The organism is Serratia sp. NCCP-200, assembly GCF_059697885.1.
Genome location: NZ_BAAKUJ010000002.1, coordinates 871,381 through 884,989 on the forward strand (window position 1 = coordinate 871,381; position 13,609 = coordinate 884,989).

At 56.2% G+C, this 13,609-nt stretch carries 11 protein-coding genes; 5 read left to right on the forward strand and 6 right to left on the reverse strand.

What is annotated here, in order from left to right:
• Positions 1-21: 21 nt before the first annotated feature.
• A complete protein-coding gene (gene macA / locus AC6HVW_RS09365) occupies positions 22-1,137 on the forward strand; it encodes a macrolide transporter subunit MacA (protein ID WP_497569361.1) in 1,116 nt (371 codons plus the stop codon).
• Entirely contained in the window at positions 1,137-3,083 is a 1,947-nt protein-coding gene (gene macB / locus AC6HVW_RS09370; protein ID WP_071680756.1) for a macrolide ABC transporter ATP-binding protein/permease MacB, read from the forward strand. Before macA ends, macB begins: the two co-directional genes overlap by 1 nt.
• A 76-nt stretch (positions 3,084-3,159) precedes the next feature.
• On the opposite strand, the gene cspD is transcribed toward macB, so the two are convergent.
• A complete protein-coding gene (gene cspD / locus AC6HVW_RS09375) occupies positions 3,160-3,381 on the reverse strand; it encodes a cold shock-like protein CspD (protein WP_021804952.1) in 222 nt (73 codons plus the stop codon).
• A 344-nt stretch (positions 3,382-3,725) separates the two neighbouring features.
• Here cspD and clpS point away from each other — a divergent pair, with 344 nt between their 5' ends.
• Both clpS and clpA read left to right on the forward strand, forming a co-directional pair.
• Entirely contained in the window at positions 3,726-4,046 is a 321-nt protein-coding gene (clpS, locus tag AC6HVW_RS09380) for an ATP-dependent Clp protease adapter ClpS (RefSeq protein WP_021804950.1), read from the forward strand.
• A gap of 26 nt (positions 4,047-4,072) precedes the next feature.
• Complete coding sequence (gene clpA, locus AC6HVW_RS09385) at positions 4,073-6,352, forward strand: ATP-dependent Clp protease ATP-binding subunit ClpA (RefSeq protein ID WP_024529873.1); 2,280 nt, start codon at positions 4,073-4,075, stop codon at positions 6,350-6,352.
• 243 nt (positions 6,353-6,595) lie between these two features.
• On the opposite strand, the gene infA is transcribed toward clpA, so the two are convergent.
• The 5 genes from infA to trxB form a co-directional block, all read right to left on the reverse strand.
• Positions 6,596-6,814: a translation initiation factor IF-1 gene (gene infA / locus AC6HVW_RS09390; protein WP_002211347.1), complete on the reverse strand. Its 219-nt coding sequence runs from the start codon at positions 6,812-6,814 to the stop codon at positions 6,596-6,598.
• A gap of 106 nt (positions 6,815-6,920) precedes the next feature.
• Complete coding sequence (gene aat / locus AC6HVW_RS09395; protein WP_071680755.1) at positions 6,921-7,646, reverse strand: leucyl/phenylalanyl-tRNA--protein transferase; 726 nt, start codon at positions 7,644-7,646, stop codon at positions 6,921-6,923.
• Positions 7,647-7,676: 30 nt separating this feature from the next.
• Complete coding sequence (gene cydC / locus AC6HVW_RS09400; RefSeq protein WP_497569362.1) at positions 7,677-9,413, reverse strand: heme ABC transporter ATP-binding protein/permease CydC; 1,737 nt, start codon at positions 9,411-9,413, stop codon at positions 7,677-7,679.
• Between the two features lie 2 nt (positions 9,414-9,415).
• Positions 9,416-11,182: a heme ABC transporter permease/ATP-binding protein CydD gene (gene cydD / locus AC6HVW_RS09405; RefSeq protein WP_071680753.1), complete on the reverse strand. Its 1,767-nt coding sequence runs from the start codon at positions 11,180-11,182 to the stop codon at positions 9,416-9,418.
• A 259-nt stretch (positions 11,183-11,441) separates the two neighbouring features.
• On the reverse strand, positions 11,442-12,413 hold the full coding sequence (gene trxB, locus AC6HVW_RS09410; RefSeq protein WP_071680752.1) for a thioredoxin-disulfide reductase: 972 nt from the start codon (positions 12,411-12,413) through the stop codon (positions 11,442-11,444).
• Between the two features lie 697 nt (positions 12,414-13,110).
• Here trxB and lrp point away from each other — a divergent pair.
• Complete coding sequence (gene lrp, locus AC6HVW_RS09415; RefSeq protein ID WP_021804943.1) at positions 13,111-13,605, forward strand: leucine-responsive transcriptional regulator Lrp; 495 nt, start codon at positions 13,111-13,113, stop codon at positions 13,603-13,605.
• Positions 13,606-13,609 lie beyond the last annotated feature (4 nt).

The following is a 13,609-nucleotide window of genomic DNA, read 5'->3' on the forward strand; positions in this document are numbered from 1 at the left end:
GGAAACAGGTAGGAACAAACATTGACGTGGTTATTCAAAAGTAAGAAACGTGGGTTGCTGGTGTGCGCCGTTCTGGTGGTGCTTGCCGTTGTGGTTTATTGGCACTTTAGCCATCCGGCCCCGGTGGAGTTTAAAACCGTCAAGGTCGCTAAACGCGATCTGGAACAAAGCGTATTGGCAACCGGCCAACTGGACGCGGTGCGTAAGGTTGATGTGGGGGCTCAGGTCAGCGGACAGTTGGAGAGCCTGAAGGTCGAGATTGGCGATAAGGTGCAAAAAGGCCAACTGCTCGGCATTATCGATCCCGAACAGGCACAAAACAGCATTCGCGAAGGCGAAGCCACGCTGCAGCAACTGCAAGCCCAGCTGCAACAGGCTTTGGCAGAGCAACAACTTGCGGCGGTGACCTTGCAGCGTAACCGCGAACTGGCCAAGGTGCAGGCGGTGTCGCGCCAGGATTTGGATAAATTCACCACTGAGCTGGCGGTAAAAAAAGCGCAGGTTGAAACCACCAGAGCGCAGATCGCCAAAAATCAGGCCAGCCTGGATACCGCCAAGATCAATCTCGCCTATACCCGTATCGAAGCGCCGATGGACGGTGATGTGGTTCAGATCACCACCTTGCAGGGTCAGACGGTGATCGCCGCGCAGCAAGCGCCCAACATTCTGACGTTGGCAGACATGAGTACCATGATGGTGAAGGCCCAGGTTTCCGAGGCGGACGTGATCCACCTCAAGCCGGGGTTGAAAGCCTGGTTTACCGTGCTGGGCGATCCGAGCAAACGTTTTGACGGCGAGCTGAAAGACATTCAGCCCACGCCAGAGAAGGTCAACAATGCCATTTTCTATTATGCGCGTTTCGAAGTGCCAAACCCACAGGGCTTGCTGCGTCTGCAAATGACCGCGCAGGTGCATATTCAGCTGGCTGGCGTCAGCGATGCGCTGGTGATCCCGCTGGCGGCATTGGGGGATCAGATCGCCGATAACCGTTACCATATTTCGGTACTGAAGCAGGGTAAGGAAGAGAAGCGGGAAGTTACGATCGGCATTCGCAACAATGTGGATGTGCAGATTGTCAGTGGGTTGCAGGCCGGTGAAGAAGTGATTGTCAGCCGCGGCGGCGCGGAGGCCAACTGATGACGGCACTGTTAGAACTGAGTGATATCCGGCGTAGTTACCTCTCCGGCGACCAGACCATAGACGTGCTGAAAAACGTCAGTCTGCGCATTAACGCTGGTGAGATGGTGGCGATTATGGGGGCTTCTGGCTCCGGTAAATCGACGCTGATGAACATTCTCGGCTGCCTGGACAAGCCCAGCGCCGGAACTTACCGTGTGGCCGGGCAGGATGTGGCAACGCTTGATGGCGATGCGCTGGCCCGGCTGCGGCGCGAGCACTTTGGCTTTATCTTCCAACGCTATCATCTGCTACCCCATCTGAGTGCGGCGCATAACGTGGAGGTGCCTGCGGTTTATGCCGGGCTGGGCAAGGCAGCACGGCGCGAAAGGGCGGCGGCCTTGTTGCAACGTCTGGGGCTGGGGGAACGTATCACCTACCGGCCAAGCCAGCTTTCGGGGGGGCAGCAGCAGCGTGTCAGTATTGCGCGGGCTTTGATGAACGGTGGTCAGGTGATCCTGGCGGATGAACCGACCGGTGCGCTCGACAGCCATTCCGGTGAAGAGGTGATGACGATCCTCAAGCAACTGCGCGAGCAGGGGCACACGGTGATTATCGTCACGCACGATCCGGCGGTAGCGCAGCAGGCAGAGCGGATTATCGAAATCCGCGACGGTGAAATCATCGCCGACTCTCGGCCACAGGCGCAGGGTAACCCGCAGGCCAAAATGCTGGATATGGCTGCGCCAGCACCTTCCTGGCAGCAGGTAGCTGGCCGTTTCCGTGAGGCGTTGGTGATGGCTTGGCGTGCTATGGCAGCCAACAAGATGCGCACGGCGTTAACCATGTTGGGGATCATCATCGGCATTGCCTCGGTGGTCTCAATCCTGGTGATCGGCGACGCGGCCAAGCAGATGATCCTGGCAGACATCAAATCCATTGGCACCAACACCGTGGACATCTATCCCGGCAAAGACTTTGGTGATGACGATCCCAGCTTCCGCCAGGCGTTGAAGTATGGCGATCTAAGCGCGTTGCGCGAACAACCCTATGTCAGTGCGCTTTCGCCGAATATCAGCAGCAGCATGCGGCTACGGTTTGGCAACATTGATGTGGCCGCCAACGTCGCGGGCGTCGGTGAACAATTTTTCCGAGTGTACGGCATGACGCTTTCCCAGGGGGTAGGTATCGATGCCCTACAGGTGCAATCCCAGGCGCAGGTGGTGGTGATCGACGCCAATACCCAGCGGCGGCTGTTCCCGCATAAAAAAAACGTGGTGGGTGAGGTGATCCTGATCGGCAATATGCCAGCCACGGTAGTGGGGGTGGCCAAGGAAAAGCAGTCGATGTTCGGCAGCAGCAAGGCGCTGAGCGTATGGGTGCCCTATAGCACGATGGCCAATCGCCTGATGGGCAATGACTATTTTGACTCGATCACCGTGCGTATCCGTGAGGGCTATAACAGCCAGGAAGCGGAACAGCAGTTGACGCGGTTGCTGACGCTGCGCCACGGCAAGAAAGACTTCTTCACCTACAACATGGACAGCCTGGTGCAAACCGCGGAGAAAACCACCCGCACGCTGCAACTGTTCCTGACCCTGGTGGCGGTGATTTCGCTGGTGGTTGGCGGGATTGGGGTGATGAATATCATGCTGGTCTCGGTAACGGAAAGGACGCGTGAAATCGGCATTCGCATGGCGGTGGGGGCGCGCTCTGGCGACGTTCTGCAACAGTTCCTGATCGAGGCGGTGCTGGTCTGCCTGGTGGGGGGCGCGTTGGGGATCGCGCTGTCGTTCGCGATTGGCCTGCTGGTGCAATTGGTGATGCCGGGCTGGCAGATCAGCTTCCCGCCGGTGGCCTTGCTAAGTGCGTTCTTGTGTTCCACCGGTATTGGCGTGGTGTTCGGCTATCTGCCGGCACGCAGCGCTGCCCGCTTGAATCCGATTGACGCTTTGGCGCGCGAGTAACAGCAAAAATAAAATGCCAGCCGTATGGCGGCTGGCATTTTGAGTTGACAGTGCAGAAGTGGCTGAAGGGGAGCGTTTAGGCCATTGCCTCGCTTTCCAGCGGCATAATCAGGCTCGCGTGGTTCCCTTTCGGCCCTTGATGTACGTCGAACCTGACCTGTTGGCCCGCTTTCAACGTTCGGTAGCCATCCATTTTAATTGTTGAATAATGCGCGAAGATATCTTCACCGCCGCCTTCTGGGCAGATAAAGCCGAACCCTTTGGCGTTATTGAACCATTTAACAGTACCCGTCTCCATGTTGCTACATCCCTCGCAATGCTATTTTTAAAATGAGATGAATAACTGATCCAGGTGAGCTTCAACTGGTCAAAAGACCAACAACTCACAAAATTACACTCTAGAGCAAATGATCAACACGTCAAGGGATCGGCCAATGACCGCGTCGGGCAGTTCACCAAAGTTTGAAGTAGTTAACGCTATTGACATGGTTTGGTAACAAATTGTGGTCGCGATAAGGGTGATTAATCTCGTTGTGCTGCGGCACGTTAACCGCGAAGATGGTAAAATAGTGTTGATACTCCCGTTTGAATAACCCGAACATGGCCCCATATACTGAGGCATGGCAGAGAAGATGAGCAGCAATGGGCAATAGCAACGATTGGCTAAATATTGAACACTTAGCCGAAGAAAAACAAATCGATGCGGTAAAACCGCCGTCAATGTATAAAGTTATACTTAACAACGACGATTACACACCGATGGAATTTGTGATTGACGTTCTGCAAAAGTTCTTTTCTTATGATATTGAACGTGCAACGCAACTGATGCTCACGGTCCACTATCAAGGCAAGGCGATCTGCGGTGTATTCACCGCCGAGGTCGCAGAAACCAAGGTGGTCCATGTGAACCGTTACGCAAGGGAGAATGAGCATCCGTTGCTCTGTACGCTGGAAAAAGCCTGAAAAGGCAATCTATTGGGGAGGTGCCTATGCTCAATCAAGAATTGGAACTCAGTCTCAACATGGCTTTCGCCAGAGCGCGCGAGCACAGACATGAGTTTATGACCGTGGAGCACCTGTTGCTGGCGTTACTCAGCAACCCTGCCGCGCGCGAAGCGCTCGAGGCTTGTACGGTGGATCTGGCTGCGTTACGCCAGGAGCTGGAAGCCTTTATCGAACAAACCACACCAACGCTGCCCACCAGCGAAGAGGAGCGCGACACTCAGCCGACGCTCAGCTTCCAGCGTGTACTGCAGCGTGCGGTATTCCACGTGCAGTCCTCCGGCCGGAGCGAAGTGAGCGGTGCCAACGTGTTGGTGGCGATCTTCAGCGAACAGGAGTCCCAGGCGGCATACCTGCTGCGTAAACATGACGTCAGCCGTCTGGACGTGGTGAACTTCATTTCACATGGTACACGTAAAGATGAGCCGGGCCAGGCACCTAATGCGGAAAACCCGGTAAACGAAGAGCAGCCTGGAGGGGAAGACCGTATGGAAAACTTCACCACCAACCTCAACCAACTGGCCCGCGTCGGCGGTATCGATCCGCTGATTGGCCGTGACCGTGAACTGGAGCGCGCCATTCAGGTGCTGTGCCGCCGCCGTAAAAACAACCCGCTGCTGGTGGGTGAATCCGGCGTAGGTAAAACCGCCATTGCCGAAGGGCTGGCCTGGCGGATCGTGCAGGGTGATGTGCCAGAGGTGATGGCAGACTGCACCCTCTATTCGCTGGATATTGGCTCATTGCTGGCGGGCACCAAATACCGTGGCGATTTCGAGAAGCGCTTCAAGGCGCTGCTCAAACAGCTGGAGCAGGATAAGAACAGCATCCTGTTTATCGACGAAATTCACACCATCATCGGTGCCGGTGCGGCTTCCGGTGGGCAAGTGGATGCCGCCAACCTGATCAAACCGCTGCTGTCGAGCGGCAAGATCCGGGTGATTGGTTCCACCACCTATCAGGAGTTCAGCAATATTTTCGAAAAAGACCGCGCGCTGGCGCGTCGCTTCCAGAAAATAGACATTACCGAGCCGACGCCGGAAGAGACCATTCAGATCATCAACGGTCTGAAAACCAAGTACGAAGCGCACCATGACGTGCGTTACACCGCTAAAGCGGTTCGTGCTGCGGTAGAGCTGTCGGTGAAATACATCAACGACCGTCACCTGCCGGACAAGGCAATCGACGTGATCGATGAGGCTGGTGCGCGTAGCCGGTTGCTGCCGGTGAACAAGCGTAAGAAAACGGTCAACGTGGCGGATATCGAATCCGTGGTCGCACGCATTGCGCGTATCCCGGAAAAGACCGTCTCTGCCAGCGATCGCGACGTGCTGAGAAGCCTGAGCGACCGCCTGAAAATGCTGGTGTTTGGCCAGGATCCGGCCATCGAGGCGCTGACCGAAGCGATCAAGATGAGCCGTGCCGGTCTGGGCCAGGATCGCAAGCCGGTGGGGTCCTTCCTGTTCGCCGGGCCGACCGGGGTAGGGAAAACCGAGGTTACCGTGCAGCTGGCGAAGGCGCTGGATATCGAATTGTTGCGGTTTGATATGTCCGAATATATGGAACGTCATACCGTCAGCCGTCTGATTGGCGCACCTCCGGGCTACGTCGGTTACGACCAGGGCGGCCTGCTGACCGATGCGGTGATCAAACATCCGCACGCGGTGGTCCTGCTGGATGAAATCGAGAAAGCGCACCCGGATGTGTTCAACCTGCTGTTGCAGGTGATGGACAACGGGACGCTGACCGATAACAACGGCCGTAAAGCAGACTTCCGTAACGTGATCCTGGTGATGACCACCAACGCCGGGGTACGTGAAACCGAACGCAAATCGATTGGCCTGATCGAACAGGACAACAGCATCGACGCGATGGACGAGATCAAGAAGGTGTTTACGCCAGAATTCCGTAACCGTCTGGACAACGTCATCTGGTTCAACCATCTGTCTCCTGCGGTGATCCAGCAGGTGGTCGACAAGTTTATCGTCGAACTGCAGGCGCAGCTGGATGCGAAGGGCGTGTCGATGGAAGTGAGCGACGAAGCGCGCGACTGGCTGTCTGTGAAAGGCTATGACCGTGCGATGGGCGCTCGTCCAATGGCGCGTGTGATGCAGGAAAGCCTGAAAAAACCGCTGGCCAACGAACTGCTGTTTGGCTCACTGGTGGACGGCGGCTCGGTGAAAGTCGAGCTGGACGCAGACAAGAAACAGCTGACTTACCACTTCCTCAGCGCCCAGAAGCGTAAAGCGGATGAAGGTGCGGTGCACTAAGCGGTAGGCAGGTAACGAAAAAGCGATGCCTTGGCATCGCTTTTTTTATACGTGAATTTCACGGACTACGAAATTGAACCAGGTCGGGGCGAACAGGTTCGCCTCAACAAAATGAGTGAGCCCTCTCAGTTTACCTGCGCCAACACAACTCGGTGGAGAACGTTGCTGCGGGGGTAAACGGAAAGGGCTCTTTTGAGGGATCACATCCTCGGTGTCGCCAGTGGCTGGCGACGGGTGAGCCGATTAACGGCTACGGAAGACAATGCGGCCTTTGCTCAGGTCGTACGGGGTCAGCTCTACAGTGACTTTGTCACCCGTCAGGATGCGGATATAGTTTTTGCGCATTTTACCGGAGATATGAGCGGTAACCACGTGCCCGTTTTCCAATTCAACACGGAACATGGTGTTCGGCAGCGTATCAAGAACGGTGCCCTGCATTTCAATATTGTCTTCTTTGGCCATCGAATCCTCTAGGTCTAACTACCTTAGTTTTTAACCGGCAAGATAATGCCGAAAAACCCACATTATGTAAAGGAGTGTCGGTGAACAATGCACCGATTCCACAAAATTAGTCAGTTTGGGAGGGCAGTTCAACCAGCTGTGGGGGTATGACTTGCGCTGTCCAGCATTCCGGCGCTAACACTCTGCGCTGAAGGTTGCTCAACTGCTGCAAAAATTGGCGGCGGGGAATTTCTCTCGCTCCAAGCCGGGCAGTGTGAGCGTTAAGCACCTGACAGTCAACCAATTCTCCTCCATAAGCGGCAAAATGGCGGCAAAACGCCCATAAAGCACACTTTGATGCGTTGGTGGTGCGGCTAAACATCGATTCACCGCAGAACAGCGCCCCCTGGGCGACACCGTACAGGCCGCCGACCAGCTCTTCCCCCTGCCACACCTCAATGGAATGGGCGTGCCCAAGGTGATGCAGTTGTAAATAGGCACGCTGTACCTCCTCGCCGATCCAGGTGCCTTCATCGGGGCGGTATGCACAGGCGGCGATCACGGCGGCAAAATCATGATTGAGGGTAATGCGGAACGGCGGGTTGCGCAGGAATCGCTTGAAGCTGCGGCTGACATGGTAATCCGCTGGGAACAGCACCGCCCGAGGGTCCGGTGACCACCATAGGATGGCTTCCCCAGGCGAATACCAGGGGAAGATCCCGCGCTCATAGGCTGCCAGCAGCCGCGCAGGCGTCAAATCGCCACCGATGGCCAGCAGTCCGTTAGGATCGTGCAGGGCGGCCTCTGGTGAGGGAAACGCTACAGACTGCGATGACAGCTTAACAATGCGCATAAAACCTCTTAGCGTCGCCCACAGGCGGTTCTACAGCGATAGATTACTGATACGTTGGTGGAATTGGGCGTAACGGCCAGGCTGGCGCATTAGCGCCGCGTGGCTGCCTTGTTCCACGATACTGCCGCCATCCATCACGCAGATGCGATCGAAATGCTCCAGTCCATAGAGTCTGTGAGTCACCAGAATTAACGTCTTGCCGCGGCAATGCTGGCGGAGCAGGGCCAGGATCTGTTGTTCGGTTTCGGCATCCAGCCCCTCGGTCGGCTCATCCAGTAGTAATAGCGGGGCTTGATGCAGCAGGGCACGGGCAATGCCCAGACGGCGTTGCTCACCGCCGGAAAGCTGGCGGCCACCTTCACCCAGCCAGGCATTCAGCCCCTCATTTTCCAGCAGCTTATCCAGACCAACTTGTTGCAGTGCGAGGTTTAAGTCCTCATCGCTGGCCGCAGGTGCGGCGATACGCAGGTTTTCACGCAGCGTGCTGCTGAAGATATGCACCCGTTGGCTCACTACCGTAGTCATGGCGCGCAGCGTAGCTTCATCATAGCTGGCCAATGGTTGGCCGTTGAGCAGCATTTGGCCGCCGTCGGCATTCCAGGCGCGGGTCAGCAATTGCAGCAGGGTCGATTTACCACAGCCGGTACGGCCCAACAGCGCGATGTGCTCACCAGCGGCGATGTTCAGCGTCACGTTGTTCAACACCGGCAGCGGCTGGTCGGGATAGGTGAAAGACACCTCGCTTAGTTGCAGCGCTGCGCCCGGCTGTGAGGCTGGACCGCTGGCAGGGAAGGTGACTTCCGGCTGCTGATCGATGATCTGCTTGACCCGGGTTGCCGAAGCGATCACCTGGCCCAGATGTTGGAACGCGGCGGCGACGGGCATCATGGCTTCAAAAGAGGCCAGGGCGGCAAAGGCAAACAGGGCAATCAGGGCCCCGGGTTGGGTATCGCCACCGATCCCCGCAGCGGCAAGCCACATCAATAGCGTGACGGTGAGGCCACTTGCCAGGATCATCAGCGCCTGGGCAATCCCCCCTAGCGAAGCCTGTTGCCACTGACGGCTCTGCCAGCGTTGTTCGGTTGCGTTGAGCTTATGCCGGAAACCGTCCAGCGCGCCAAACACCACCAGTTCGGCCTGCCCCTGGAGCCAGGCGGTCAGGTCGGTGCGGTACTGGCTGCGTAACAGGGTCAACTCTCCCCCGATGGGCTTACCTGCGCGATAGAAGACCGGCGGAACGGCCAGCAACAGCAATAACAAAAGTCCTCCCAGCGTCAGGGCTAACGGAACATCCAGCCAACTGAGGCCGAAGGTGACTACCACAATCACCACCGCAGCGCTGACCATTGGCGAGATAACGCGTAGGTAGAGGTGATCTAGCGTATCAACGTCGGCAACCAGGCGGTTAAGCAGCTCAGCCTGACGGAAGCGTGCAATACCACCCGGTGACAGCGGCAGGATCTTGCGGAAGGTAAATACCCGCAGATGGGACAACACGCGGAAAGTGGCGTCATGGCTGACGACCCGTTCTGCATAACGCCCGGCGGTACGGAAGATTGCCGCACCCCGTACGCCAGCGGCCGGCAGCATGTAGTTGAAGGTATACAACCCCGCCAGCCCGGCCAGCGAAGAGGCAGCCAGGAACCAGCCGGACAGCGCCAGCAGGCCGATACTGGCCAGCAGGGTGACGATAGCCAGCACGATACCCAGTAAAATCAGAAACGTGTGGCGACGATACAACGCCAGGAATGGCAGCAAAACGCGCATGATTATAGCTCCCCGCTGCGGTGTGCAATCAGTTTGGCAAACAGACCGGGCTGGGTGCTGAGCGTGGCGTAGTTGCCCTGCTGCACGATTTTGCCGCTGTCCATCACCCAAATCTGGTCATAATCTTCGGTATCTTCCAACTGGTGCGTGACCAACAGCGTGGTCTGCTGATGGGAGGCGGCATTCAGCGCCTGCATCACCAAACGCTCGCTGTGGGCGTCCAGGCTGGCCGCAGGTTCATCCAGTAACAGCAAACGGCGGGGGCTGAGCAGCGCCCGCGCCACGGCCACACGCTGAGCTTGCCCAACGGAAAGGCGGGCAGCGCCATCACCCAGATCGGTTGCCAACCCTTTTGGTAAATGCGGCAGGAATTCACTGACGTAAGCCTGTTCAACCGCCTGTTGCAATTGGGCCTCGCTGGCCTGCGGATAGCCGAGCAGAATATTGTCCCGCAGAGTTTGAGCTGGCAGATGGGGATTTTGCCCCACCCAGCCCAGTTGCTGGCGCCAGTTAACCGCAGCCAGCTCGCGCAGTTCGATGCCGTTGATCAGCAACGAGCCCCGGTAGGGCAGGAAGCCCAGCAGCAGGTTCAACAACGAGCTTTTCCCGGCACCGCTAAGCCCGACCAAGGCAATACGCTGATTGGCTGGCAGGGTAAAATCAAGCGGCCCTGCAAGCACTACGCCATTGGGTGAGAGGATTTCCAACTGCTGCGCCCGTATGGTCAGTGCTTCTTGGCTATTTAGCGTTTGAGAGCCATTGCCAACCTGCTCGCCCTCTGCGGCCAGGAAGGTTTCCAGCGCTTCGGCAGCGCCCACGGCCTGGGCTTTGGCATGGTAAAAGGCGCCCAGATCGCGCAGCGGTTGGAAAAACTCCGGTGCCAGGATCAGCACCAGAAAACCGGCAAACAGCGTTACGCCCATGCCATAGCTGCCAAAGTCCAGTTCACCGAGGTAGGAGAAGCCAAAATAGACCGCCACCACGGCGATGGAAATCGAGGCGAAGAACTCCAGCACGGCGGAGGAGAGGAAGGCCAGACGCAGCACTTCCATGGTGCGCTGGCGAAAATCTTCTGAGGATTTGGCAATGTGATCGGTTTCCGCCTGGCCGCGATTAAACAGACGCAGAGTATCCAGGCCGCGCAGGCGATCGAGGAAATTGCCGCTGAGCCTTGCCAGCGCGACAAAGTTACGGCGGTTGGCATCGGCCGCACCCATACCGACCAGTGCCATAAACAGCGGGATCAGTGGGGCGGTAGCCAGCAGGATAAACCCGGCCGCCCAGTTGATCGGGAAGACGGTGATCAGGATCAGCACTGGGATAAACACGGCCAAATACATTTGCGGCAGATAGCGGGAATAGTAATCCTGCATATCCTCAATCTGCTCAACGATGATGCTGGCCCAGCTCCCGGCGGGCTTGCCCTGGATCCAGGCGGGGCCAAGCTGTTGCAGCTTATCCAGCACCTGCGCACGCATACGCTGGCGAATGACCTGCCCGCAGATGAAGCCAACCCGTTCGCGCAGCCAGCTCAGGAAGGCGCGCAGGGCAAAGGTGGCGGCCAACCAGATAAACGACGAAACCAGTTCGCCACGGGGCTGATGTTCAATAATCAGCGCATGGAGCAGTGAGGCCAACAGCCAGGCCTGGGCGACGATCAAGATGCCGCTTGCCAGGCCTAACAGCATGGATAAACGCAGCCAACGCTGCGCCAACGTACTCTGTGTTTTGAGCCAACGGGTTAACTGGTGCTGTCTGGTTTTTTTCATCAGGTAGTCTGCGTCGCCGATGCCTGTTGTAGCAGGCTTGGTTAACGTACTGTTAAAAAAGTGTTTGTCTCAGCGGGAAATAAGACAAGTGAACGCTAATGTTACCTCGTCACTCGGTAGACGTGAACTAAATATCCCTTTCATCACTTGGGCAACAGTCACGTTTTTAGCGCGGATGGGGTTGTTTTGAACTTTCAGGAGCGGGGGATAGAAATAAGGCGGCCAATCGGCCGCCTCGGTAACGTTTATCGCTGAAGGGTTATTTGCACTCGGCCTGTGCGATACCGTCGAGATAGCGTTCGGCATCCAGTGCGGCCATACAGCCCGTTCCGGCTGAGGTGATCGCCTGGCGGTAAATGTGATCCATGACGTCACCTGCGGCAAATACGCCAGGAATGGAGGTCTGGGTCGCGTTGCCGTGAATACCGGACTGCACCTTGATATAGCCGTTTTCCAGCTCAAGCTGCCCGCCAAAGATCGCGGTGTTCGGGCTGTGACCGATCGCGATAAATACGCCAGCAAGCTCTAACTCTTTGGTCTGCTCAGCGTCTTTGGTGCTGCGTAAGCGCATCCCGGTGACGCCCATCTGATCGCCCAACACTTCGTCCAGCGTGCAGTCCGTATGCAGGATGATGTTGCCGTTCTTCACTTTTTCCATCAGGCGATTGATCAGGATCTTTTCGCTGCGGAAACTGTCACGGCGGTGCACCAGGTGAACCTCAGAGGCGATGTTTGACAGATACAGTGCTTCTTCCACGGCGGTGTTGCCACCACCGACTACGGCGACCTTCTGGTTGCGATAGAAGAAACCATCGCAGGTGGCACAGGCGGAGACCCCTTTGCCCTTGAAAGCTTCTTCCGATGGCAGGCCTAAATAACGGGCCGATGCGCCAGTAGCGATAATCAAGGCATCGCAGGTATATTCGCCGCTATCACCCAACAGGCGGAAAGGGCGGTTCTGCAGATCGACGCTGTTGATATGGTCAAACACGATCTGGGTGTCGAACTTTTCTGCGTGCTCACGCATCCGCTCCATCAGCGCCGGGCCGGTCAAACCTTCGGCGTCGCCTGGCCAGTTCTCGACTTCGGTGGTGGTGGTCAGCTGACCGCCTTGCTCCATACCGGTGATCAATACCGGGTTCAGGTTCGCGCGTGCTGCATAAACCGCTGCGGTGTAGCCAGCCGGGCCAGAGCCCAGGATCAATAATTTGCTATGTTTAGCCGTGCCCATGAATAACCTCGTTTCCCACAATGGCGGACAATGAAACCGATTGTAGGGAAAATGCGGCAGTAAAAAAAGCGCCAGGGGATGTTGTTACCGATTTGTTTGATAATCAGCGCCTATTAGCCGCGATTTTATCCTTGGGCTGGGAGAGGTAACAGCAGCAATAATTTTGTACAGCAATGGGTTAAAAATGCGTTTTTTGTCGGGTTTATGTGGGCAACTACCCGGTTTCGGGTAGGGGAAATTCCTAATAAAAAATCAGGTGCTCAGTTTTGCTGGCGGTACGTTCTACTGATTTTAGTTCTTTTACTTTGACAATCCGCTGCGCATTTGCGAAAACATCATTGGAAGAAGAAATTAACCCCGTGTCAGCTGCAAATCGTAGGCATTTTCGCCACCCAGGCAGAATATTGTCGGGGCGCGACGGGTGAGGGAGGGTTTGCCCTGACGGGGTTGATGGATTTCTGAACGTAAATCATTTGAATTCGTTGCCCAGAGGTGACAGACAGGCTGGGCAACGGCGGAAGATGGTAGTGACAAAGAGTGACGAAGCACAAGGGCGGTTGGTATTACGTATCCTGTTCCCTCAGGGGGATGAACCGCTAAACACTGGCATCGGGTCTTCGCTTGGAACAAATCCTTGCACATTGACGTTGGCTAGGGTGTGGCAAGTGCAGGGAAGAACATAAGAGAGACAATAATAATGGTAGATACTAAAAAACGCCCGGGTAAAGATCTCGACCGTATCGATCGCAACATCCTCAATGAGTTGCAGAAGGATGGGCGTATTTCGAACGTCGAGCTTTCAAAGCGCGTGGGGTTATCCCCAACCCCTTGTTTGGAGCGTGTGCGCCGTCTTGAGCGTCAAGGCTTTATTCATGGGTATACCGCATTGCTTAACCCGCATTATCTGGATGCTTCCCTGCTGGTCTTCGTGGAAATCACGTTGAACCGCGGTGCGCCGGATGTGTTTGAGCAATTCAACTCTGCGGTGCAAAAACTTGAAGAAATTCAGGAGTGTCATCTGGTTTCCGGTGATTTCGACTATCTGTTGAAAACCCGAGTACCAGATATGTCAGCTTATCGTAAGCTGTTGGGCGAAACTCTGTTGCGTTTACCGGGGGTGAATGACACCCGTACTTACGTCGTGATGGAAGAAGTCAAACAGAGTAACCGTCTGGTTATCAAAACACGGTAAGGTG